This window comes from Paenibacillus sp. Soil724D2, from assembly GCF_001427935.1.
In the GTDB taxonomy this organism is placed as follows: Bacteria; Bacillota; Bacilli; order Paenibacillales; family NBRC-103111; genus Paenibacillus_E.
Map to the genome: position 1 here is coordinate 216,024 of NZ_LMRY01000001.1, position 23,863 is coordinate 239,886.

The 23,863-nt window shown below is 45.4% G+C and carries 27 protein-coding genes; 1 reads left to right on the forward strand and 26 read right to left on the reverse strand.

Translation table 11 applies throughout. From position 1 onward, the window contains the following. Positions 1 to 34 precede the first annotated feature (34 nt). The 24 genes from ASG85_RS01045 to ASG85_RS01160 form a co-directional block, all read right to left on the reverse strand. Positions 35 to 682 (reverse strand): ribonuclease HII, encoded by a 648-nt coding sequence (locus ASG85_RS01045; RefSeq protein ID WP_063860112.1) that lies wholly within the window; start codon positions 680 to 682, stop codon positions 35 to 37. A 163-nt stretch (positions 683 to 845) separates the two neighbouring features. Beyond that, entirely contained in the window at positions 846 to 1,718 is an 873-nt protein-coding gene (gene ylqF / locus ASG85_RS01050; RefSeq protein WP_060645139.1) for a ribosome biogenesis GTPase YlqF, read from the reverse strand. Between the two features lie 11 nt (positions 1,719 to 1,729). Then, a complete protein-coding gene (lepB, locus tag ASG85_RS01055) occupies positions 1,730 to 2,341 on the reverse strand; it encodes a signal peptidase I (RefSeq protein ID WP_060645140.1) in 612 nt (203 codons plus the stop codon). Between the two features lie 90 nt (positions 2,342 to 2,431). Then, complete coding sequence (gene rplS / locus ASG85_RS01060; protein ID WP_028558249.1) at positions 2,432 to 2,773, reverse strand: 50S ribosomal protein L19; 342 nt, start codon at positions 2,771 to 2,773, stop codon at positions 2,432 to 2,434. Positions 2,774 to 2,937: 164 nt separating this feature from the next. Continuing rightward, the gene (gene trmD / locus ASG85_RS01065; protein ID WP_060645141.1) at positions 2,938 to 3,696 is read right to left on the reverse strand and encodes a tRNA (guanosine(37)-N1)-methyltransferase TrmD; all 759 of its coding nucleotides are present in this window, start codon (positions 3,694 to 3,696) and stop codon (positions 2,938 to 2,940) included. Continuing rightward, positions 3,693 to 4,208, reverse strand: a complete 516-nt coding sequence (rimM, locus tag ASG85_RS01070) for a ribosome maturation factor RimM (RefSeq protein ID WP_060645142.1) — start codon at positions 4,206 to 4,208, stop codon at positions 3,693 to 3,695. The genes trmD and rimM overlap by 4 nt, the downstream gene beginning before the upstream one ends. Before the next feature lie 82 nt (positions 4,209 to 4,290). Further along, the gene (locus ASG85_RS01075; RefSeq protein ID WP_047672782.1) at positions 4,291 to 4,521 is read right to left on the reverse strand and encodes a KH domain-containing protein; all 231 of its coding nucleotides are present in this window, start codon (positions 4,519 to 4,521) and stop codon (positions 4,291 to 4,293) included. Between the two features lie 30 nt (positions 4,522 to 4,551). Further along, on the reverse strand, positions 4,552 to 4,824 hold the full coding sequence (gene rpsP / locus ASG85_RS01080) for a 30S ribosomal protein S16 (RefSeq protein ID WP_029195333.1): 273 nt from the start codon (positions 4,822 to 4,824) through the stop codon (positions 4,552 to 4,554). A 35-nt stretch (positions 4,825 to 4,859) separates the two neighbouring features. Further along, complete coding sequence (gene ffh / locus ASG85_RS01085) at positions 4,860 to 6,218, reverse strand: signal recognition particle protein (protein ID WP_057301635.1); 1,359 nt, start codon at positions 6,216 to 6,218, stop codon at positions 4,860 to 4,862. Between the two features lie 34 nt (positions 6,219 to 6,252). After that, positions 6,253 to 6,603 carry a putative DNA-binding protein gene (locus tag ASG85_RS01090; RefSeq protein ID WP_057301636.1) on the reverse strand — a complete coding sequence of 117 codons (351 nt, stop codon included), beginning with the start codon at positions 6,601 to 6,603 and terminating at the stop codon, positions 6,253 to 6,255. A 168-nt stretch (positions 6,604 to 6,771) separates the two neighbouring features. After that, positions 6,772 to 7,764 carry a signal recognition particle-docking protein FtsY gene (ftsY, locus tag ASG85_RS01095; protein ID WP_060645143.1) on the reverse strand — a complete coding sequence of 331 codons (993 nt, stop codon included), beginning with the start codon at positions 7,762 to 7,764 and terminating at the stop codon, positions 6,772 to 6,774. Between the two features lie 32 nt (positions 7,765 to 7,796). After that, positions 7,797 to 11,372 (reverse strand): chromosome segregation protein SMC, encoded by a 3,576-nt coding sequence (gene smc, locus ASG85_RS01100; protein WP_060645144.1) that lies wholly within the window; start codon positions 11,370 to 11,372, stop codon positions 7,797 to 7,799. A gap of 94 nt (positions 11,373 to 11,466) precedes the next feature. Further along, on the reverse strand, positions 11,467 to 12,168 hold the full coding sequence (rnc, locus tag ASG85_RS01105; RefSeq protein ID WP_057301639.1) for a ribonuclease III: 702 nt from the start codon (positions 12,166 to 12,168) through the stop codon (positions 11,467 to 11,469). A gap of 61 nt (positions 12,169 to 12,229) precedes the next feature. Then, entirely contained in the window at positions 12,230 to 13,465 is a 1,236-nt protein-coding gene (gene fabF / locus ASG85_RS01110; RefSeq protein ID WP_057301640.1) for a beta-ketoacyl-ACP synthase II, read from the reverse strand. Positions 13,466 to 13,559: 94 nt separating this feature from the next. Next, complete coding sequence (gene acpP, locus ASG85_RS01115; protein ID WP_028558238.1) at positions 13,560 to 13,793, reverse strand: acyl carrier protein; 234 nt, start codon at positions 13,791 to 13,793, stop codon at positions 13,560 to 13,562. Between the two features lie 84 nt (positions 13,794 to 13,877). Beyond that, a complete protein-coding gene (fabG, locus tag ASG85_RS01120) occupies positions 13,878 to 14,618 on the reverse strand; it encodes a 3-oxoacyl-[acyl-carrier-protein] reductase (RefSeq protein WP_057301641.1) in 741 nt (246 codons plus the stop codon). After that, on the reverse strand, positions 14,605 to 15,555 hold the full coding sequence (gene fabD, locus ASG85_RS01125) for an ACP S-malonyltransferase (RefSeq protein ID WP_060645145.1): 951 nt from the start codon (positions 15,553 to 15,555) through the stop codon (positions 14,605 to 14,607). The genes fabG and fabD overlap by 14 nt, the downstream gene beginning before the upstream one ends. A 345-nt stretch (positions 15,556 to 15,900) precedes the next feature. Then, on the reverse strand, positions 15,901 to 16,173 hold the full coding sequence (locus ASG85_RS38575) for a hypothetical protein (RefSeq protein WP_057301643.1): 273 nt from the start codon (positions 16,171 to 16,173) through the stop codon (positions 15,901 to 15,903). 377 nt (positions 16,174 to 16,550) lie between these two features. Continuing rightward, on the reverse strand, positions 16,551 to 17,537 hold the full coding sequence (locus ASG85_RS01135) for a beta-ketoacyl-ACP synthase III (protein ID WP_057301644.1): 987 nt from the start codon (positions 17,535 to 17,537) through the stop codon (positions 16,551 to 16,553). Then, positions 17,534 to 18,538, reverse strand: a complete 1,005-nt coding sequence (plsX, locus tag ASG85_RS01140) for a phosphate acyltransferase PlsX (RefSeq protein WP_057301645.1) — start codon at positions 18,536 to 18,538, stop codon at positions 17,534 to 17,536. The genes ASG85_RS01135 and plsX overlap by 4 nt, the downstream gene beginning before the upstream one ends. Continuing rightward, on the reverse strand, positions 18,522 to 19,136 hold the full coding sequence (gene fapR, locus ASG85_RS01145) for a transcription factor FapR (RefSeq protein ID WP_047672754.1): 615 nt from the start codon (positions 19,134 to 19,136) through the stop codon (positions 18,522 to 18,524). Before fapR ends, plsX begins: the two co-directional genes overlap by 17 nt. A gap of 119 nt (positions 19,137 to 19,255) precedes the next feature. Beyond that, positions 19,256 to 19,429 (reverse strand): 50S ribosomal protein L32, encoded by a 174-nt coding sequence (gene rpmF, locus ASG85_RS01150; protein ID WP_029195321.1) that lies wholly within the window; start codon positions 19,427 to 19,429, stop codon positions 19,256 to 19,258. 37 nt (positions 19,430 to 19,466) lie between these two features. Further along, positions 19,467 to 19,973 (reverse strand): YceD family protein, encoded by a 507-nt coding sequence (locus ASG85_RS01155; RefSeq protein ID WP_057301646.1) that lies wholly within the window; start codon positions 19,971 to 19,973, stop codon positions 19,467 to 19,469. Positions 19,974 to 20,063: 90 nt separating this feature from the next. Continuing rightward, the gene (locus ASG85_RS01160; RefSeq protein ID WP_060645147.1) at positions 20,064 to 21,188 is read right to left on the reverse strand and encodes a SepM family pheromone-processing serine protease; all 1,125 of its coding nucleotides are present in this window, start codon (positions 21,186 to 21,188) and stop codon (positions 20,064 to 20,066) included. Positions 21,189 to 21,311: 123 nt separating this feature from the next. Between ASG85_RS01160 and ASG85_RS01165 the strand changes: the two genes are divergently transcribed. Continuing rightward, entirely contained in the window at positions 21,312 to 22,613 is a 1,302-nt protein-coding gene (locus ASG85_RS01165; RefSeq protein WP_156396365.1) for a nucleoside recognition domain-containing protein, read from the forward strand. Between the two features lie 5 nt (positions 22,614 to 22,618). Here ASG85_RS01165 and coaD read toward each other — a convergent pair whose 3' ends face one another. Together coaD and rsmD are read right to left on the reverse strand one after the other, a co-directional pair. Then, entirely contained in the window at positions 22,619 to 23,122 is a 504-nt protein-coding gene (gene coaD, locus ASG85_RS01170; RefSeq protein WP_029195317.1) for a pantetheine-phosphate adenylyltransferase, read from the reverse strand. A gap of 32 nt (positions 23,123 to 23,154) precedes the next feature. Further along, a complete protein-coding gene (rsmD, locus tag ASG85_RS01175) occupies positions 23,155 to 23,712 on the reverse strand; it encodes a 16S rRNA (guanine(966)-N(2))-methyltransferase RsmD (protein WP_060645149.1) in 558 nt (185 codons plus the stop codon). Positions 23,713 to 23,863: the final 151 nt, after the last annotated feature.

The window sequence follows — 23,863 nt, forward strand, 5'->3', positions numbered from 1 at the left end:
CGGCGGCTAGTTGCCTTTTCGTTACAATAAGAAGTTAAATGAGATCTAATTCCAACTGTTCAGACTCGAGCACAATCTCTTTCTCTTCCAATTGCGCCATCACTTTACGTATAAATAATTTCCGATGCAGCGGTGTAGGACCATAGCGCAACAGCATTTCTCTATGGTGCTTTGTTGCATATCCTTTATGTATAGCAAGTCCATATTCGGGAAACTTCTCATCCCAATCCAAACACATACGATCTCGAGTAACCTTCGCAATAATCGATGCGGCCGCAATAGATTGACTAAGTGCATCTCCATGAATGATTGCGGATTGTTGTATGTCCATATCAATGTTCTCCGCATCCACAAGAAGAAAATCAGGTGCTATGTTTAACTGTTCCACTGCTTGCTTCATAGCAAGCCTGGCCGCCTGTTTTATATTAATCGCTTCAATTCTATCCACGTCCACAATGCCTACACCAACAGCTATAGCCTCAGTCATGATCTGATCATAGAAGATATCTCGCTTCTTTTCAGAAAGCTTCTTGGAGTCGTCCACACCCTCCAGCACATATCCCATCGGAAGTATAACCGCGGCCGCGACTACATCCCCAAATAAACAGCCTCTGCCTACCTCATCAATACCCGCGATTAGAGTAAAACCTTGTTCCCAAAGTTGTTTTTCATGCTCTAGCAATGGCTTTCGCCCCTTTCCATCTCCTCATTATAAAGGATTCGTGTTTAATCAAGCCACACCCATTTTTTTCACATTCTATTAGCAAAAAAGAAAAAGCCACCCCCGACCCGCTTGATCAGCTGAGTCCAAAAGTGACCGTTTCCTTCATTAATAACTAACCTAACTACCTTTTATCTAAGGGCTTCTCCAAAGAAATGCGTCCCATCTTGCCTGCCCTAAGCTCACGAATAATGATTAAAGAGGCTTTGTCCAAATCCACTTTTCCCCCGCTCACAATCGCTCCACGCTTACGACCGATAGCTTCCATGACTTTGACCATTTCTTGTATGTCGTCCAAATCCTCAGGAAGATCTTGAACCCCAAATCGTTCTTGAATACCAGCCCCATAATTCTGAACCATGTATTTAACGACAAAGAGTGCAATCTCGTCTAAATGCAGCAGCTCTTCTTTAATGGCGCCCGTTGCTGCCAATCTCATCCCAACCATTTGGTCTTCGAATTTTGGCCACAAAATACCTGGCGTATCAAGCAAGTCCATTTCGGTTCCAACTTTAATCCATTGCTGCCCCTTCGTAACACCAGGCTTATCTCCGGTTGCTGCAATCTTCTTACCTGCCAGCTGATTAATCAGCGTCGATTTCCCAACGTTCGGGATACCTACAATGAGCGCCCTTACGGCACGGGGATTAATCCCTTTGCTAATCTGACGTTCAATTTTATGTGCCCAAAGCTGCTTAACTCGCGGCAAAATTTCTTTGACGTGCGTTCCGGTTGCTGCATCAATCGGCAATGATGGTAGGCCCTGATCAGCAAAATACTTAACCCAATCTGCTGTCACCTGAGGATCTGCCAGGTCATTCTTATTGAGTAGCACCAATCGCGGTTTATCTTTCAAAATCTCATCAACCATCGGGTTCCGACTGGAGAGCGGTATGCGGGCATCCAAGAGCTCGATCACAACATCAATCAGCTTAAGCTTTTCTTCAATCTGTCTTCGAGCCTTGGTCATGTGACCGGGAAACCATTGAATGGTCATTCTTCTTCACCTCAAAAATGTATGAAACTAATTTTGCTCACTGGCCAAAAAATGACTTCCGCACGGCCTACAATTTTGTTGTAAGGTATGAAGCCAATCGCTCGGCTGTCTTTGGAGTTACCGCGGTTATCTCCCATTGCGAATATTTCACCATCTGGCACTTTTTTCTCTTGAAAATCGGATAACGTATTATAGGCATGTCCTTCTTTTTTCGCCTGCTCAATCGCATCCTTGATGTAAGGCTGATCAATCTCTTGACCATTAATGAACACTTTGTCACCTGTAACCTTTACGGTCTCACCTGGAAGAGCAATTACCCGTTTAATGTAATCCTTACCTTCCGGTGCATGGAAAACAATAACTTCTCCGCGTTTGGGTGAGCGAATATCATAAACAATTTTATTGACGATGAGTCGTTCACCTGTGAAAAAATTCGGACGCATGGAATCTCCATCTACAATAAAAGGAGAGAATAGGAACCAACGAATGATAATCACGAGCACACCCGCGATCACTAACGCTTTAATCCATTCCCATGTTTCGCTTTTCGCTGTTTTAACGGGAGTCGTTTCTGTAGTTTTATCCGGCTCTATGTAAGGCTGTTCTTGATTATTGTGTTCCATCACTGATTGCCTCTTTTCCAGTTTTGGTTTATATCTATTATGTACCATGAAAATGAAAAGGAGACTTGCCTGAACAAGCCCCCCGTTTTCTTATCGAATTTCTTTAATTCTTGCTGCTTTACCACGAAGACCACGCAGATAATAAAGTTTCGCACGACGAACTTTACCACGGCGAGCCACTTCAATCTTGTCAATCTTCGGAGAATGGAATGGGAAAGTTCTTTCCACACCCACACCGTAAGAAATTTTACGAACTGTAAACGTTTCGCTGATTCCACCGCCGTGGCGTTTAATAACAACACCTTCGAACAGCTGAATACGCTCACGTGTACCCTCGATAACTTTTACGTGTACTTTAAGTGTGTCTCCTGGACGGAAATTAGGAATATCCGTACGGAGTTGCTCTTTCGTAATCTCTTGAATAAGATTCATAGTTGACTCCCTCCTTCCACACAGGTGTTCATTCCGCTTATTGGCATAGTCGTTCTTAGTTGTTATGCGTAGAGGACCACCAGACTCGAACTGTTGAAAAATTCACAACAGAATATATAATATCATAGACAGGAAAGAAATTCAATAGAGAAGTTTTTGGGGGCTTACTCCTCTTGCTTCCGCCCTTTCCATTCAACCACCCAAGCTTTTTCTTCTTTGGATAGTTCTCTTCCTTCAAGCAAATCAGGACGGCGTTCTAGTGTACGGAACAGAGACTCCTTGCGGCGCCAACGTTTCACATTTTCATGATGCCCTGATAACAGCATCTCCGGAACGTCCCAGTCTCTAAACTTAGCAGGCCTCGTATAGTGGGGATACTCTAGCAAGCCTGTGGAAAATGAATCTGTCACCGCTGACATCTCATTGCCGAGCACACCCGGCAGCAGCCTCACTACGCTGTCTATAACGACCATAGCGGGTAACTCGCCGCCAGTTAATACGTAATCACCGATGGACAGCTCATCCGTCACTAGATACTGCCTAATGCGCTCATCATAGCCTTCATAATGACCACAAATAAACACGAGATGCTGTTCATTAGACAGCTCCTCCGCTTTCTTTTGCGTGAACGTCTCCCCTTGTGGACACATGAGAATCACTCGCGGCTTCAACGAGTCTTGTCCATCTTCTTGATGTATGGGCAGATTCTCAACAGCAGCAAATATCGGCTCTGGCTTTAAAACCATCCCTCCACCGCCACCGTATGGATAATCATCTACTGTGTTATGCTTATTATTGGAATAATCTCGAAAATTAACCGTGTTGAGAGCAACAATTCCTTTGTCACGCGCTTTCCCTAAAATGCTGGACGAAAACACGCCATCGAACATTTCCGGAAATAGGGTCAAAACATCGATTCTCATTCCATTAATCCTTCCATCAGATGAATACGAATCGTTTTGTTGGCAATATCCACATCGAGTATCACATCATCGATAACTGGAAGCAGCAACTGTTTGCCTTTCGGCAAAGAAACAACCCATACGTCATTAGCTCCCGGTGTCAACACCTCAGAAACAAGCCCTAACTCCTTGCCTTCTTCCGTAACGACCTTACAGCCAATGATCTCGTGGTAATAATATTCTCCCTCTTCAAGAGGCTGTTGATCCTTAGCTTCAATCTTGAGAAGCGAGCCTTTGAATTTCTCAACTTCATTAATATTAGAAAATTGGTCAAACTGCAAGATAAACATATTTTTATGTAAGCGGGAGGTTTGCACCGTCACCGGCGTTTGCTTATTTTGAGAATCTACAATAATCAATGCGTTTCCTTTATCAAAACGTTCGGGAAAATCAGTTTCCGGAACCACTTTTAGTTCTCCACGAATACCATGGCTATTCACAATTCGACCAACTATCACAAGTTTTTCGCTCATATGCGCTTGCCCAACCTCCACATTAATTTACCTTCAAAACCATACAAGAAAAAGGTTAGGAACTAAATCCTAACCTAGTTTCTTATGAAACGATTTCAACGGCTACCCGTTTCGTCTCTTTCACTGCTGCCGACGTGACAACTGTGCGGAGCGACTTTGCAATCTTGCCTTGCTTACCAATCACTTTACCGACATCGTCGGGGTGGACAGAAAGCCTGTACTCGATCTTGTCATCTTTCTCCACCACAGCGACACGCACTTCTTCCGGATGATCGACAAGAGCCTTAGCAATAACGGTGATAAGATCCTTCATGAACCCACCCTCCGAAAGAAAGATAACAGATTACTTCTGTAATTTCAGCTCGTGAAACTTAGTCATCAGACCTGCTTTTGAGAACAGGCTGCGAACTGTATCGGACGGTTGAGCGCCAGTTTGAAGCCATTTCAGCGCTTTCTCCTCATCAAGAGTTACAGCTGCTGGTTCAGCAATTGGGTTATAAGTACCGATTTCTTCGATAAAACGACCATCACGCGGGGAACGGGAATCCGAAACCACTACACGGTAAAAAGGAGCTTTATGAGCGCCTACACGTTTAAGACGAATACGTACTGCCATGAAAAATCACCTCCTACTTAGAATAAAATGCTTATTTAAAAGGGGAATTTAAATCCCTTGCCTAGCTTCTTCATTCCTTTGGCACCTTTAGGTCCCATCATGCCGGAAAATTGCTTCATCATTTTGCGCATATCATCAAACTGCTTGATGAAACGGTTGACCTCTTGCACCGAGTTGCCGCTGCCTTGAGCAATCCGTTTGCGACGGTTCGCATTGAGAAGTTCAGGCTTGCGTTTCTCTTCGGTGGTCATCGACTTCACAATAGCTTCAACACGTGCCATTTGTTTGTCGTCAACCTTCATATCTTTCATGCCCTTAATCTTATTAGCTCCTGGCAGCATTTCAAGAATTTGATCCAGTGGTCCCATCTTCTTCACTTGCTCCATTTGATCAAGGAAATCCTCGAAGGTGAATTCGGCGTTGCGCATTTTGCGCTCCATCTCTTTCGCCTTGTCCATGTCGATACCGGCTTGCGCCTTCTCAATCAAGGAAAGCATATCGCCCATACCAAGAATTCTTGAGGCCATACGATCAGGGAAGAATGGTTCTAGAGCATCCATTTTCTCGCCGCTAGCCACGAACTTAATTGGGCAACCTGTAACAGCTTTAACCGATAAGGCCGCACCACCGCGGGTATCGCCATCCAGCTTGGTCAGTACAACACCCGTAAGTTCAAGCTGTTGATGGAAGCTTTCTGCAACATTGACTGCATCCTGCCCGGTCATCGCATCGACAACGAGCAAAATTTCATCCGGTTCAACAGCAGTTCGAACATTTTTCAGCTCGTCCATCAGATTTTCATCAATGTGCAAACGACCTGCGGTATCGATAATGACATAATCATTACCGTTATCTTTGGCATGCTGAAGTCCTGCTTTAGCAATATCAACAGGATTCACTTGATCCCCAAGTGAAAATACCGGAACATTGAGCTGTTCTCCAAGAACCTGCAGCTGTTTGATCGCAGCTGGACGATAAATGTCACAGGCTACAAGAAGCGGTCTATGGTTTTGTTTAAGGAGCATTTTCGCTAGCTTTCCAGAGGTTGTTGTCTTACCTGCCCCTTGCAAGCCTGCCATCATGATGATCGTTGGCGGTCGATTCGAACGAACTAACTTACTTTGTGTACCGCCCATAAGTGCGGTTAGCTCTTTGTTCACGATATCGATTACGACCATGCCTGGTGTGAAGGATTTCAATACTTCTTGTCCGATGGATTGTTCCTTCACTTTAGCAATAAAGTCTTTGACTACTTTAAAGTTAACGTCCGCTTCAAGCAGCGCCAATCGTACTTCGCGAAGCGCTTCGCCTACATCTTCTTCCGTCAGCTTACCTTTGCTTCTCAGCTTACCGAAAACGTTCTGTAACCGGCTTGCCAATCCTTCAAATGCCATGCGCTTCACCTCCTGCTTCTGGACTTTCTATGTTTTAATCGATCCCTACTATTGTATCAAAAAGCTCCGTCGTTTTCCTCTTTAGCTCTGGTTCGCAAACTTCAAGCACCTGAACCAATTCCGCACGCAGCTTCATGCGTTGTTCGTGCTTATGTACCAGTTGCAGTTTGCTTTCATAATCCTGAAGAGTTGACTCTGCACGTTTAATATGTTCATAAACCGCCTGGCGGCTTATTTCAAAATTCTCAGCGATTTCTCCGAGTGAGTAATCATCATGAAAATACAGTTGGAGGAACGTTCTCTGTTTATCGGTCAACAGCGGTTCATAGAAATCAAATAGCAAGTTAACGCGATTCGTTTTCTCAAGCATTTGATCGATAGACATGATCCACCTCCGTAAAGGTTGCACACTTGACAGCAGCACAACAGAACCTATCATACTGAATTCCGAGATGAATGTCAAGCATTTGACCTTGTCAGTTAAAGAACAAAAAAATCCTCCTCTAACCGACTAAAGGCTGGGGAGAATTTTTCACGCAACAAGAACCATTTATTAAGCATTATCTTCTTTTTGCTCGCTAATCCATTTGCCAAAGAGGGCATGTACGAATTGCTCGGAATCAAAAGGCTGAAGATCATCCATTTTCTCACCAAGGCCAACGAACTTCACAGGAAGTGATAACTCCTGGCGGATCGCAACAACGATACCGCCTTTGGCCGTACCGTCAAGCTTGGAAAGCACCAACCCCGTAAGACCTGTTTTATCACCGAAAAGCTTGGCTTGGCTGAGTGCATTTTGTCCCGTCGTAGCATCTAAAACGAGAATAACCTCATGAGGAGCATCTGGAACTTCACGCTGGATAACGCGATAGATCTTATTCAGTTCCTCCATCAGATTCACTTTATTTTGCAAACGACCTGCTGTATCGCACAATAAGATGTCTACACCACGCGTTTTCGCTGCCTGCACCGCATCAAACATGACGGCGGCAGGATCGGAGCCTGAATGCTGTTTAATCACATCCACACCCACACGCTCGCCCCAAGTTTCCAACTGCTCAATTGCACCGGCACGAAATGTATCTCCTGCAGCCATTAACACTTTTTTTCCTTGAGATTTAAACATGTGTGCCATTTTACCGATTGTCGTTGTCTTCCCAACGCCATTCACACCAACAAACAAAATGACGGATAATCCATTTGGATTTAACTTCAGTCCTGCATCAGCGTCACCTTTTAATAGCTCAATCAACTTTTCGGAAAGGATCGGTTGAAGCTCCGCGGGATCTTCAATTTTGCGTTTTTTTACTTCAGCACGAAGCTGATCGATTAGCTTAAGCACTGTATTCACACCTACATCAGCGCCAATTAGAATTTCTTCAAGCTCCTCATAAAAATCTTCATCTATCTTCTTGCGGCGGCTAAATAAATCATCCACACGATCGACGAAGGCGTCTCTTGTTTTCGTTAATCCTTCTTTGAACTTATTCGTGACCGCTTCGGCCTTGTTGGAAATACTTTCCTTTAATCGTTTGAAAAAGCTCATGGTTCCTCCTAATAAAATAACATTCAACCTAATTATGATGCGGACATTGCGGCTTCTTCATCCTCTAAACGAACGGAAACGAGCTTGGAAACACCGCCCTCTTGCATCGTTACCCCATACAGCACATCGGCTTCCTCCATCGTTCCCTTACGGTGCGTAACTACGATAAATTGCGTCATTTCAGAGAACTCACGCAAGTATTCGGCAAAACGAGATACGTTCGCTTCGTCCAAAGCAGCTTCTACCTCATCTAGTACGCAGAATGGAACCGGTTTAACGCGGATGATCGAGAACAGCAGCGCAATCGCTGTGAGAGCGCGCTCCCCACCGGAAAGAAGCTGAAGATTTTGGAGCTTTTTGCCAGGCGGTTGTGCAACGATCTCAATACCTGTATCCAGCATATTCTCCGGCTCAGATAGAATCAAATCCGCACGGCCACCGCCAAACAATTTAGCAAATACGACGCCAAAGTGCGAGCGAATCGCATCAAAGGTGGTCTTAAATCGTTTGGACATTTCTTGATCCATTTCACGGATGACCTGATAAAGCGTCGTTTTCGCTTCGATCAAGTCATTTTTCTGGGAGTCTAAGAATTCATAGCGCTCAGAAACCCGCGCATATTCGTCAATAGCACCGAGGTTCACATCACCAAGTGAAGCGATTTCGCGTTTAAGTTCACGCACTTTGCCCTGTGTACCTTGTATATCCTCAGGAATTGGATAGCGCTCTTTTGCTAACTCATAGCTAAGCTCATATTCTTCCCCTAGCTTCTTCAGCAGGTTTTCTAGCTCAACATCCAATCGAGTCACACGAACTTCAGTTTGATGCAAACTCTCTTCAACCTGTTTCAGCTGGATACGTTGCGTCCGGGTCTCATTCTCTTCTTGCTCGAGCTTATGTAACCAATCCGTTCGCTCAGCACGTTTGAAATCAATGTTTTCTGAGCATTGCTGCTTCTTGATTTTGAGATCATTAAGTAATTCAACTTGTAGTACAGTCTCTTGATCAAGCGCTGCCATATCTTGCTCCAACTGCTTAAGGAGACCGCGGTTCATTTCCATTTCCCGCTCAGCTTCGCCGAGATCCTGCTGCAGTCGTCGTTGTTGATCTTGGAGTGACTGTTTCTCTTGCGAAATGGAGGCAACCTTGACTTTCAAATCCGTCAACTGGCTTTGCAGTTCTTCCTTCTCCGACTCACTCGCTTTACGGGAGTGCTCGGCATCGCGAATCGCTTGCTGTAAGGAAGCTTCTTCTTCCTGCAGTTCAGCCAGAGCTGCTTCGGACTCGACTTTCATCCGTCCAAGATCGGCCTGCTCTTCAAGCAGCGAACCTCGATCTTGACTATCCAGCGCTAGTTGTTCTTCAACCGTGCGGCTTTCAGACTCAAGCGGATTCAATTCTGCTCGAATTTGCTGCTCGGTGATACGTTTTTGCTCACCCTGCTGACGGAGCTGTTCGATCGTCATCATATCATCTGTAATCTCGCGCTTCATCACGCTAGATTGGCTGCGTAAACCGCTGAGCTGCTGCTCAGAAGTTTTAATCTCCTGATCCAACTCCTCAATTTGACGTTGACGTCCAAGCAGATTCGTTGATTTCTTCTGCAAGCTTCCGCCTGTCATCGAACCACCAGGGTTCACGACGTCACCTTCCAGCGTCACAACCCGATAGCGATACTGCGCTTTAGCAGCAATATGATTCGCATCTTCTAGACTCTGTGCCACAACAACGTTCCCAAGCAGGCTTGAGAAGATGTTCTGGTAGGTGGACTCAAATGAGACAAGATCAACCGCAAGGCCGACAAAACCTTTAGAAGATTTCAAAGAACTAAGCTCATTGTCAGAAATTGAGCGTCCGCGTATAACATTCATAGGCAGGAACGTAGCTCGTCCCATTTGACGGCGCTTCAAGAAGGCAATAGCTTCACGCCCATCCGCTTCGGTCTCGACAACGATATTTTGCAAGGCGCCGCCGAGCGCTGTCTCAATCGCAATCTCAACGTCTGCAGGCACCTTAACAAGTTCGGCTACGGCCCCGCGAATACCACGCAAATCCTTACGGCTCTTCGCTTTAAGAACTTCTTTAACACCCTGCATGAAGCCATCATAATCGTTGGCCATCTCTTTCATCGTGTCGCGGCGGGAGGTCAACGCATCAAGCTTCTGCTCCCATTTGCGGACCATGCCTTGTGCTTCATCGAGCAACCCTTGCTTACTTTTCAAGCTTTGGGTTAACTGCACATACCTTTGTCGTTCATTCTCAATTTCACTAACCGTTTGTTCCAATTTAGCCGTCAACTCTTGCTTACGGATCGAAATCTTATCTCGTTGTTCCGCCCACTTCTGACGTTCTTCATCAAGCCTTTCCAAACGGCGACCGATACTTTCCGTTTGCTGCTCAGCGTAACGAATCTCGTTCCTCGCCTGAGCCATTCGGTTCAGTGTTTCCAGCAATTCGCCCTTCAACTGATCTTCAGGAGAGGAGCTGATACCGCCGTTAACCCCAAGTAACCGTTGTTCTTCCGCGGTCAGTTTCGCTTGAAACTCAAATAGCTGGGCGCCAATTTGAATGATTTTCTCACGCTGCTGGCTCAGCTCATGTTCTTTATCTATTTTACGCTGCTCTTGCAGAGCGATAGTAGTGCTTAGCTGCTGATGATTAGCCACGTAATTCTTATTACGCTCTTTGAGCACTTCGCCATGCCCTTCGCACTTCTCGAAATCTTCGCTCAGTTGGAGTAAACTTTCTTGAAGTTTTTCCAGCTCCTCCTCTAACCTGCGAGTTTCCCATCGATGCTTCTCCAAGTGCGCATCATGTTGATTTACGATTGTCGAAAGCTCTGTTTGTTCCTTGACTAGCTTCTCTAGCAGCTGCTTCGAATCATTCCATGAAATGTAAATCTGATCAATCTGATGTACATACATAGCAATCTCACTGCTTTTGAGCGTCTCCCGAAGCTCTTTGTAACGAATCGCCTTCTCAGACTGCTCGCGAAGCGGTTCGATTTGATCCTCAAGCTCAGAAACCAAGTCGTGAATCCGCAGCAAATTTTGCTCGGTGTCACTCAATTTCTTTTCAGCTTCACGTTTACGCGATTTATATTTAACAATCCCCGAAGCTTCTTCAAAGATCCCTCGACGATCTTCGGATTTCGTACTTAGAATTTCTTCAATACGACCTTGTCCAATAATGGAATAAGCTTCTTTCCCTATCCCTGTGTCCATGAACAATTCCGTTATATCTTTCAGGCGGCAGGGCTGCTTATTAATTAAATACTCACTTTCCCCACTGCGATGCACTCTGCGAGTAACCGTCACTTCATTGAAGTCAAGTGGAAGCGATTGCGATGTATTATCAAGCGTCAGCGAGACTTCCCCATAATTGACTGCACGGCGCGCATCACTGCCTGCAAAAATAACATCTTCCATTTTACCGCCACGCAAGGACTTAGCACTTTGCTCACCTAACACCCAGCGGATACCGTCCGAAATATTACTTTTTCCACTGCCATTAGGACCTACAACTGCGGTAATACCGCGTACAAATTCCAGTTCCGTACGGTCTGCGAAAGACTTAAACCCGGATAATTCAATCCGTTTCAAAAACATGGTCTCACCTCAGAAATTATTGTAACATATCCCTTATAAAAATAAGAGAAAAAAACAAAAAGGCGGCCGCAGCCGCCCCTTTAAGCCATATGCATTACCGCTGAACGGTCACATTCAATTTCGACAAGGCCCCAGCAGCAGCCTGCTGTTCCGCTTCTTTCTTGGAACGTCCCGCTCCGGTTCCCAGAAGGTCGGCATCCATGTGCACTTCAGCTACAAACTCACGTTCATGAGCTGGCCCTCTTTCATTCACAATGCGGTATTCCAATGAACCCATATTGTGATGTTGGGTATGCTCCTGCAATAGAGTCTTGTAATCAATAATTAACAGCTTACCTTCACTGGAGATTTTTGCGAAAACGTGCTTTTTGAGAAAAGCTTTTACGATATCCAAGCCTTGATCAAGGTATAAAGCTCCAACAAAGGACTCGAAAACGTCGGCAAGGAGCGCCGGGCGTGAACGCCCTCCGGTTAACTCCTCTCCTTTACCGAGTAATACAAAAGCACCGAAATCCAAATCTTCAGCGAACGTAACGAGTGACGGCTCACAAACGATAGACGCCCTGAGCTTCGTCAATTCACCTTCTGAACGCCCTGGATAAGAATCATATAAGAATTCCGAAACCGTTAGTTCAAGGACAGCATCCCCAAGAAACTCCAGACGCTCGTTATCTTTATGCCCAGCAATACGGTGCTCATTGACATAAGAAGAATGGGTAAAAGCTTGCTGAAGCAGCTCTTTTTTCCGAAATGTAATCCCTATTCGTTGCTGCAGTTCTTTAATATCACGGTTCATTGCCTTTATTCACCACCCAGAGAGAATGATATTCCGTTATCTTTCTTCGTAGGAAGGCAAATTATGCTTCAAACCTTTTCAAGATAATCGTTGCATTATGTCCACCGAAGCCAAATGAGTTCGACATCGCAATGTCTACCTTTGCTTCACGAGCTGTGTTTGGCACATAATCCAAATCACACTCAGGGTCTTGGTTGACCAAATTGATTGTTGGTGCAATCAAGCTATTAGAAATAGTTAAACCACAGATAACAGCTTCTACACCGCCTGCAGCGCCAAGCAAATGGCCCGTCATTGATTTCGTCGAGCTGACAGCTACTTTGTAGGCGTGTTCGCCTAAAGCTTTCTTAATAGCCGTAGTTTCTGACCTATCTCCTACTGACGTAGAAGTTCCATGAGCATTGATGTATGAAATTGACTCTGGGCTAATGCCTGCGTCTTTAATCGCTTTGACCATACAACGTGCTGCCCCGTCCGGATCTGGATCTGTCATGTGGTAAGCATCACCGCTCATCCCATAACCAATCACTTCGGCATAAATGCGTGCCCCACGCTTCTGCGCATGTTCGAGCGATTCCAAAATCATCACGCCAGCTCCTTCGCCCATGACAAAACCATCGCGGTCTGTATCAAACGGGCGGCTAGCCAAGTGAGGCTCTTCATTACGAGTTGACATGGCACGCAAAGCACAAAAGCCTGCTACACCAATCGGTGTAATCGTTGCCTCAGCACCGCCGCAAATCATTACGTCGGCATCACCACGTTGAATCATTTTGAACGAATCACCGATGGAGTGTGTACCTGTTGCACAGGCAGTTACAGCCGTGGAGTTCGGTCCTTTTGCCCCTGTAATCATTGAAACTTGTCCAGACGCCATATTCGCAATCATCATCGGAATAAAGAAGGGAGATACGCGTTTCGGCCCCTTCTCCAAAAGAATTCTATGCTGTTCTTCCCACGTATTCAAACCGCCAATTCCTGATCCGACCGATACGCCCACACGTTCAGGATCCGTATCTTCCTTCACATTCAAGTTCGCGTCTTTTAGCGCATTGATCGCACCAGCTACAGCGAATTGAACGAAACGGTCCATCCGACGTGAATCCTTACGATCGACATAATTCTCAATATTAAAATCTTTAACCTCAGCAGCAATACGAGTCGGATACTCGCTTACATCAAAATTCTCGATCAAACTGATTCCGGATTTACCAGAAGTCAGATTGCCCCAAAACGTTTCTAAATCTTGACCAAGGGCAGTAACTACGCCCATACCTGTAATTACAACTCTGTTCATTTGTACCACCTTCTATGTAGTAGAGCATCATTTTTTATTGTTTGAAAATGGAGAGAAAGTCCCGTCTTGATTAGAAACGGGACTCGGTAGACTATTACGTATGAGATTTTATGTAATTCGTAACTTCTCCTACAGTCGTAATCTTCTCAGCATCTTCATCGGAAATTTCTAAATCGAACTCATCTTCTAATTCCATTACTAATTCAACTACATCGAGAGAATCAGCACCTAGATCTTCTTTGAAAGATGCTTCGAGGGTGACTTCAGCTTCATCAACCCCTAGACGATCGACAACAATTCGTTTAACACGATCCAATACGTCGGACATCCGGTTCACCTCCTCTTTGGTATTATACGAGAATCTCTGACAGATTGCCAGTAGTCAATTTTGAGATTCTCTTTCTGGTAAAACTTACATGTACATGCCGCCATCCACATGAAGTGTTTGGCCTGTCATGTAGGACGCATCGTCCGATGCTAGGAAGCGAACAACCTTTGCAATTTCCTCAGGTTGGCCAAGGCGCTCCAGTGGAATTTGCTTCAACATTTGCTCTCGCATCTCGGATGACAACTTGTCCGTCATATCGGTTTCAATGAAACCTGGCGCTACAGCATTCACCGTAATGCCTCGAGAAGATAGTTCTCTCGCAGTCGCTTTGGTTAAGCCAATAACGCCTGCTTTTGCTGCTACATAGTTGGCCTGACCCGGGTTACCGAGCACACCCACTACAGAAGATATATTAATAATTCGACCGAAACGCTGTTTCATCATCGGGCGGGTAACGGCTTTTACACAGTTAAACACACCTTTGAGATTCGTAGCGATGACTTGATCGAACTCTTCTTCCTTCATCCGCATGATTAAATTGTCTCTTGTTATGCCAGCATTATTCACAAGAATATCAATTTTACCAAAAGTTTCTAGCGTTTGCTTCACTAAATCATCAGCCTCTTGAAAACTGCTTACGTCGGCACGCAGCTTAATCGCTTTACGTCCCATCGCTTCAATCTGCTCAACAACTTCTCCAGCAGCGGCTTCACTTCCTGCATAGTTCACAACAACATCAGCCCCATGTTCAGCCAAATGCAAAGCAATCGCTCGGCCAATACCTCGAGACGCCCCTGTTACCAGTGCTACCTTACCCGTTAACATGATTGTGTACCTCCTGCATATACTTCTCCAAAGCTTCTAGGCTGCCGATTGACACGGTCTTCACCGTTTTGTCTACCTTTTTGATCAGACCGGCGAGAACCGTTCCCGAGCCAAGCTCAATAAACGTATCGACGCCTTGGCCGATCAGATAAACAATGGTGTCCTCCCACAATACTGGAGAGTACACTTGCTCTACGAGCAGCCCGCGTATATCGCCAGGCTGCGTGACAGGACGAGCCGTTACGTTAGCCACAACGGGCACGGCTGCATCCCTCATCTCGATCGACGCGAGCACCTCTGCGAGGCGCTGCGAGGCTGGTTTCATGAGTGAAGAATGAAAAGGCCCGCTCACTTCGAGCGGTATGGCACGCTTCGCTCCGGCTTCTTTGCAGCGTTCTACAACCGCTGCAACACCTTCTTTACTGCCCGAGACGACGATCTGTCCCGGGCAGTTCACATTGGCGAGCTCCACGACTGAGCCGCCGCTTGTGATAGCCGCGCATAGCTCGGCAAGCGCTTCGCGCTCGGCTCCCAGCACGGCTGCCATCGCACCCAGGCCTCCAGGGACGGCCTGTTCCATGTACTCGCCGCGGGCCCGCACCGTGCGGACCGCGTCTTCGAACGCGAGCACGCCCGCTGCGACCAGCGCGCTGTATTCACCGAGACTATGTCCGGCAACATAGTCTGGCTTAATGCCCGCAGCCTTGAACGCTTCCAAACAAGCGATGCTTGTTGTCAGCAGTGCAGGCTGCGTGTGATAGGTGATCTTCAATTGGTCCTCTGGACCTTGGAAGATCAGATCAGATAAAGAAAAGCCTAGCGCTTCGTTAGCGCGCTCAAAATATGCTCTAGCAGCAGGATGATTCGTGTATAAATCTTGTCCCATACCCACGGACTGCGAGCCTTGACCAGGAAATACAAATGCTATTTTACCCATACGAGAAAAGGATCCCCTTCCACGATAATTTTCAGTAATTAAATATAAATTTTACTTAAAATTCCATTTTTTTGACGGGCGACTTTTTTTCTATCCCCCTTATTGACACTATCCCCTTAGCTCAGTTCCTCAGTTCCTCAGTTCCTCAGTTCCTCAGTTCCATAGTTCTTCAGTTCTTCAGTTCTTCAGTTCTTCAGTTCTTCAGTTCCTCAGTAACTCTAACAGTCCCCACTCAAATTGTTTACTGAGGCTGCCGCATCACCAGATGGCTTTTGCTTTACTGAGCCTCATGGTTAGTGTCAATAGCATCACTTGGAAAACTTATATCAATTGCAAAACTTACAGTCAATCTTCCTGCGTAACCAACGGTTTCAGTGGAAAAGAAGAAAAGAATAGTCCTTTTCTAGACACCTGAGCCTTAGGGATAGCGCCAATAGCTTTACACGGAAAACTCTTATCAGCTGAAAGTTTTGCAGTCAAACGACAATCTTCCTGCGTAACCATCGGGTTCAGTGCAAAAGAAGAAAAGAATAGTCCTTTTCTAGATACCTGAGCCTTAGGGATAGCGCCAATAGCTTTACACGGAAAACTCTTATCTGCTGAAAGTTTTGCAGTCAAACGGCAATCTTCCTGCGTAACCACCGGGTTCAGTGCAAAAGAAGAAAAGTATGGTCCTATTCTAGACACCTGAGCCTTAGGGATAGCGCCAATAGCTTTACACAAAAAACTTTTATCAGCTGAAAGTTTTTCGTCAATCGTACAATTTTCCTGCATAACCATCGGGTTCAGTGGAAAAGAAGAAAAGTATGGCCTTTTTCTAGACGCTTGAGCCTTAGGGATAGCACCAATAGTCTCACTCGGAAAACTCTTATCATCTGTAAGACTTACAATCGATCGCGTACTTTATCCAGTGTAACCCCGGGTCAGTGGAAAAGAAAAAAGAATGGTCTCTTTCTAAACACCTGAGCCTTGGGGATAGTGCAGGCAGTAACGAACTACCAAACCAAAGCAGCTGCGCCCCAAGTAAGACCGCCGCCGAAGCCGACTAGTACAAGACGGTCGCCTTCGTTCAATCTTCCCTGCTCAACTGCCTCTGCAAGAGCTACTGGGATAGAGGCCGCGGACATGTTACCGTATTTGTCTAGGTTGATCATACATTTGTCGTCAGTCAGTTCTAGACGATTTAGTGAAGCTTGAATGATTCTCATATTGGCTTGGTGCGGTACGAGCAGATCGATGTCTGTTTTTTCCCAGCCTGCTTTGCGCAGCACTTCATCAGCGGCATTGCCCATGATTCGGACGGCAAATTTGAAGACTTCAGCTCCGGCCATATAGATGTAGTGCAAACGTTGGTCAATGGAGGTTTGTGAGGAAGGATTACGCGACCCGCCACCTTCAATTTTCAGGAGCGGACCTCCTGTACCATCAGCACCCAACTCAAACGATTTGAAACCTCTATGTTCAGGCACTTCCCCAATAACAACGGCTCCAGCGCCATCGCCAAAAAGAATGCATGTGTTTCGGTCTGTATAGTCAGTAATTTTGGATAAGCAATCAGCGCCAATGATAAGTGCATGTTTATATGTACCTGTGGCAATGAAGTTAGAGGCATTAGCTAGTCCATATACAAAGCCTGAACAAGCTGCTGACAAGTCAAAAGCTGCTGCTTTTTTGGCTCCCAGCTTCTCTTGGAGAATACATGCCGTTGAAGGGAATGCCATATCAGGTGTAATCGTTGCTACTATAATCAAATCAAGTTGGTCTGCCGTAATCCCTGCATTAGTCAGAGCAATCAGTGCGGCTTCATAACAAAGATCAGACGTAGCTTGTACTTCGGAGGCTATTCTTCTTTCACGTATACCCGTTCTGGTCACGATCCACTCATCATTCGTTTCGACCATGGTTTCCAATTCTTGATTTGTTAAAATTCGTTCTGGTACATATTTACCCGTTCCGAGTACCCCAACTGGTATTAAATTCATGTTGTTATATCTCTCTTCCCGTGGCTAATTTCGGCAGATATCGTGCCAACCAAATCATTTTGCAAGGCAATTCTCGCTTGACGAACTGCATTCTTAATAGCATTCGCATCGGAGGAGCCATGGCTTTTTAGGACTAATCCATCAATACCCAAAAACGGGGCCGCCCCATGTTCGTTATAATCCAACTTTTTGCGGAATTGTGTAAGTCCTGGTTTCAAGACAGCCGCTGCAAGTTTAGTAAAAATGGTTTTGGTGAACTCTTGTTTCAGTGCTGAGAAAATCGTAGACGCAGCGCCTTCCAATGATTTCAGCATAATATTCCCAGCGAATCCATCGCACACGATGACATCGCATTTGGCACGAAGCACTTGAGAAGATTCGACATTCCCCACAAAATGAATAGGGGCTTGTTCCATTAAAGGATATGCCGTTTTCGTTAATTCATTCCCTTTGGTCGCTTCTGTACCGACATTCAGCAGGCCTACACGAGGCTTGGCAATACCGTGAACTTTGGAGCGATAAATACTGCCCATAATGGCGTATTGAATCAGCTGTTCGGCTGTTGCATCCATATTTGCTCCCAGATCGAGCGCAAGAACACCGTTTCCATCCATAGTTGGAATCATAGGCGCTAGTGCCGGACGCTCGATCCCTGGAATTCTTCCTACGACTAGCAATCCAGTCGTCATCAGAGCACCTGTATTTCCTGCAGAAATCATGGCTTCTGCTTCCTTCTCACGTACCAGCCTTCCTGCTACCACCATGGAAGCGTCTTTTTTGCGTCGAACAGCCTTAACGGGCTCATCCTCTGCTTCAATGACTTCTTCCGTGTGATGGATAGTTAAGTTCGCTGGCCTTTCTGTGAGATGCGCTTCAATCGCGGCGCTGTTACCGACCAGAATGATATGAACATCCTTCCATTCTTTGGCCGCTGCGAGTGCACCTTCGACTACGATTTTAGGAGCATTGTCGCCGCCCATTGCATCAATCGCGATTCGCATGCAGCTTGTCCTCCCTATCTAGATGTTGCTCTTTCTTCGAATGAAAGATCACAAAGTTGCCTCGAAAAACCGTTTCATCGCCAACATATGAAAACACCTCGACTCTTGCTTTCCCTTTGGAAACGGAACGCACATAGGCTTTGGCGATACATTTCTCTCCGAGCTTTACAGAACGAATAAAACGTATGTCTGCAGAAGCTGTTAAAGCTATGGGATCGTCGATGACGGCAACCGCCAGGGAGTTCGCTTGCGAGAAAATATGATGTCCTCTTGCAATTTTGGTTCTTGAGAAAACATGATCTTCTTTAATTTCAAAAATCGAGATACCGCTTTGATCCAGCTGTAAATCAATCACTTCTCCAATAATTTCATCAATTGGCAGTGAGCGTACATGATCGTACGTTTTGACCGCCATATGCTTCATTCGTTCCCGCAGCTCAGGAATGCCGAGTTCCAACCGATCCAAGCGGACGGTTTGGATACTGACCTGAAACGTTCGCATCAGTTCCTCGTCTGTCATAAAAGGATTAGCTTCAATGGCTTGAAGCAATTGCTGCTGCCTTTGTCGTTTAGGAAGGCGTTCGATGGCGAGCACCACCTTATCTCGTGAGATCTCATCTTATTACCAGATACTAAACTGTAGTATATTAAATTTATAGCCAAAAAGAAAGCAAAAAAAATAGCACCTCACACTAGGATGAAGTACTATGTCCAATCTTATGCTTTTACGATCTCTCTACCTTTGTAAGTTCCGCAAGACTTGCACACACGGTGTGCTAGCTTCAGCTCTCCACATTGTTCACATTTCACCATGCCTGGAACTTCCAATTTAAAGTGAGTACGGCGCTTGTCGCGACGAGTTTTGGACGTTCTTCTTTGAGGTACTGCCATATTCAAAACACCTCCTTATACGAATTTCAATGATGCCTTATTCTTTGTTAAAAAAGTCCGCGAGACCTGCAAGCCTAGGATCAATCTTCTCCTGCTTACAGCCGCAATCGCGTTGATTGCGATTCTCTCCGCACACGGGACAGAGACCTTTGCACGCTTCGTCACAAAGTGGTATGTACGGTAAACCGACCACTACATTTTCTACAACGTAAGGCTCCAAATCGACTTTATCTCCAACCACCAAATGAATATCCTCGTCTAGATCCGGATCCTCTTCTTCTGGTTTTTGCATGAAGACTTCCTCAAAAGGAAGTTCGATTGTTTGGTTAGTGTGCGATAAGCATCGTGAACAGCTTAACTCCAAGTCTAGCGTTAACGTACCGTTAACTTTTGCTGCTCCATCTTCGTACACAGCTTGAAGATCGACGTGTACAGGACCATGACCAAGGATATCTTGACGTCCTTCAAAAGGATCAGTCAAGGTCAATTCTTCGGTCATATGAGCCTGCCCTTTAAGAGATAGCTCTCTAAAACGAATTTGCATGTGTTTTTCACCCCAAACAAACAAAGATTATTATATCCAGTTTGAATGCCTTTTGTCAATTTAAATTATATTGTTTTTACTAAATCTAGCTTATTTCGGAGGCAATGCTGCTAGAAATTTGAGTGCATCTTCCATTGTGCCGATTTCAACAATTTTCATTTTGGTCTTAATTTGATTGGCCCTCTCGACAGCTGCTGTGTAATTCTCGATTTTGGTACCATCTTTATAAGTAACATCTTTAGGTGCAAAGAAATAATCGGCCTTTTCCCGATCCGCGGCAATGATTTTATGCTGAATACCGCCAATTGGACCTACAGTGCCGTCGCTTTCAATCGTTCCTGTCCCCGCAATGCGATAACCCTTGGTAATATCATCTGGCACTAGTTGATTGTAAATCTCTAAGGAGAACATTAATCCCGCCGAAGGACCGCCAATCTCACCAGCCTTAATGGATACTTGTTGATCCTCCTGGTCCGCTTTTACAGCCTGCATATCGGCCGGTACAACGCCAATACCTGCCCGCGGTTCGCCCTGCTCGCCTTCTTGCTTAGGAAGCGCACCAAGCGTCAGCGTAGCTTGCTGTTCGACTTTTTTCCTCGAATACGTGATAGAAATTGTATCCCCCGCTTTTTTCCCTTTAAGTGAGTCCAGTAAATCTTGCGCGACCTTCACTTCTTTATCTCCAGCTTTTAAAAGCACATCTCCTGATTTGAGAACCTTTTCTCCCGATAGGCCAGGCAGCGTCTGGAGTACCATAACTCCTTCATGATTGATATGAAAGGGGATTTTGGCTTGCTTATAGGCCGCTTGAATAGCACTTGCTTGGGATGTCAACATAACATACTCTTGGCGCTGTGAATACTCTTGTTCCGACTCACCTTTACGCAAAACACTCGTTTTGGGCTGAATCTCTTCATACGGATGTACGAGTCCGATTAAATAATTAACCATGTTGGCATCGGCAACTCGTACTGTGGTTAACATCAGCGTCCCTTTTTCGTCATCAGAGCCTTTGGGGATCGTCACCATCGGTTTAATTTCTTCCGCAGTCCCTGGCATGAATATAAAAAATGGAAGTCTTACAAAAAACAACAAATAAACAATGACAACTCCGACAATCGCGGATATTAAATAGCGCCTAGTCGCCGATCTTTTCGGATATCGATACGAATCATTCGACCATGTACGAATCGTACTCTCTTCTTCGTTCTCCATGCAGGTTCCCCTTCCTGATGCCTAATACAAGTAGATGTCTCTTGCCTTACCTCCAAGCGAAAGCTTGGTCTAAACCCGCATGCTCTAGCGTACAATTGAAGCATGTTTAAAGGACGAGGTGATATGATGCAGCCCAAGAATGTAAGATCCAACTCCAAACTCACAACGCTGGTACTGGGGTCTTTGGCTGCCCTTGTAGTCGTGTCTGTCATTTTATTCCCGGACAAAGCATTTCAGTCTTCGCTCGAGGGACTTACAATTTGGTGGAAGCTTGTATTTCCGGCACTCATGCCTTTTCTCATTATGACCGAGCTATTAATCGGTTTTGGTGTTATTCAAGGGATAGGCATTCTTTTAGAGCCGCTGATGAGAATTGTATTCCGCCTTCCCGGTGTAAGTGGGTGGGCGCTAGCTTCAGGTCTTATAGTAGGATTTCCTACCGGAGCCAAAATTACAGCTACCCTGAGGGAAAAAAACCTCATCTCCCAAACAGAAACAGAACGATTAACGGCACTGTCCCATTTATGCAGCCCCTTATTCCTGATTATGGTCGTAGGCGTCGGCTTTCTGCACAGCACAAAGCTGGGCTTCATACTTGCGGTCGTCCATTATACCTCCGCTATTTTAACAGGATTCCTGATGAGAAATTCCAGAAAAGCACAGCAGCCCTTAGCTGATTCCCAAGAACTCCAAATAGCCACCTTGCGGCCTAATAATCAAACATCCGCTTCCGTCTTGAAACTCTCCTTATCAACGATGCGCCAAGCTTATTTACACGATGGACGTCCGTTCGGTAAGCTGCTTGGGGATTCGGTAACCTCTTCTGTGCAAACTTTAATGCTAATTGGCGGATATATGATGATTTTTTCCGTACTGATTAATGTCGTCAACATAACTCATCTTACGGATGTATTCCAACCCGTCATACACTATTTACTTGCTTTTATGAATGTCCACACCGATATCACTCCTCAGTGGCTCAAGGGGATTCTGGAAATTCATCTGGGCGCTTATGCTTTTAGCCAAGCACAAGGCCTCTCCTTACTTCCGCAAATGGCGCTCCTAAGCGCTTTTCTTGGCTGGGGAGGCTTGTCTGCCCACGCGCAAGTAGCAGGCTTTCATCAAAAAACTGATGCTCGTTATCTGTTCTTCTTTCAGTCCCGTGCTCTTCATGCTGTACTTGCGTTGGTAGTAACTGTTCTGCTTTGGAAGCCACTGCAGCTGCTTTTGCTGGATTCTGAGCCTAGCTTTCTATGGTTAGACAAAGCCAAAAGCGAATATCCTACTGTTGCCTTTCCACTGAACGGCGAATCGGCATGGGGCCTATGGGGACCTATGCTGACGCAGTTCCTACTATTATTCACTTTGATGATGATGATTTCAACGGTCCTGAGAACTTTCAAAAAGAAAACTATTGATTCGTAATTCCATTAGATTCGAGGGAATTTCTTCTTCAACGCTTCTTCCACCTCAGCCGGAACTAGATCTTCCACTGGCCCGTGAAACTTAGCAATCTCCTTCACAATACTTGAGCTCAAGTACGAAAACTGAGGTTTCGAAGTCATAAAGAAAGTTTCTACATCTGGATTTAGCTTGTGATTCGTAGAAGCCATCTGCAATTCATACTCAAAGTCCGAGACCGCCCGAAGTCCACGAACAATTAGTCGCACATTGCGAGCTTTCATATAATTAACCATTAAATCTCTAAAACCATCCACCTCCACATTCGGCAGATCCTTGGTCACCTTCCTAATGAGCTCCATCCGTTCTTCCAATGTGAATAGAGGATTCTTGGAAGTGTTATTCAGTACAGCTACAATCAACTTATCAAACACTTTTGCCGCTCTATGTATAATGTCAAGATGGCCATGTGTAACAGGATCAAAACTGCCTGGATAAACGGCAACTGTAATACCGTGTTCTTGCCTCATCATGCTGTTCATCTCCTTAAAAAACTTGCTCATATTTATTCTGCTGATCCTTTGTAAATCGTGACAGCGGTATCTCCGTAATCGGATCTTCGCTGCTGCTTAAATCCTCCGATGGTATCTTCGAGAACATCCTTAGCATCATGCTCCACAACTATCGTGGCATTCATTGGAACGATCGACTGCTCTTCCATCGTACTTATCAGCTCCGCGATAAATTTCATTTTGTACGGAGGATCGAGGAAAACGAGTTCAAATTGCTGCTCCCGCTTCGCTAATGCTTTCAAAGCACGAGCAGCATCGGTTCGGTAGATCTCAGCTTGGTCCTTGAGACCTGCGGTTACTAAATTATGCCCAATCGTGTCAATACTTTTCTTCTCGATATCAATGAAGACAGCCTTAGTCATCCCGCGGCTGAGCGCTTCAATCCCGAGTCCGCCTGTACCTGCGAATAGATCAAGTACCTGTCCTCCATCAAAATAAGGACCAATCATACTGAAGATCGCTTCTTTCACTTTATCCGTTGTTGGCCGCGTGCTGGTACCGGGTACAGCTTTTAACGGCCTGCCTTTGGCGGTGCCTGAAATCACTCTCATCTTACGTATTCCCCTTCTAGCTGGCTCATTCTTTTGCTATCGTACCACAAGCTCTAATCGGACACAAAAAATTTATCCCTATGATGTATAAATTTCCCGTAAAACGGTCATCCTTGAACTATCGACATCAGAGAATGTCGTAGACAACCGC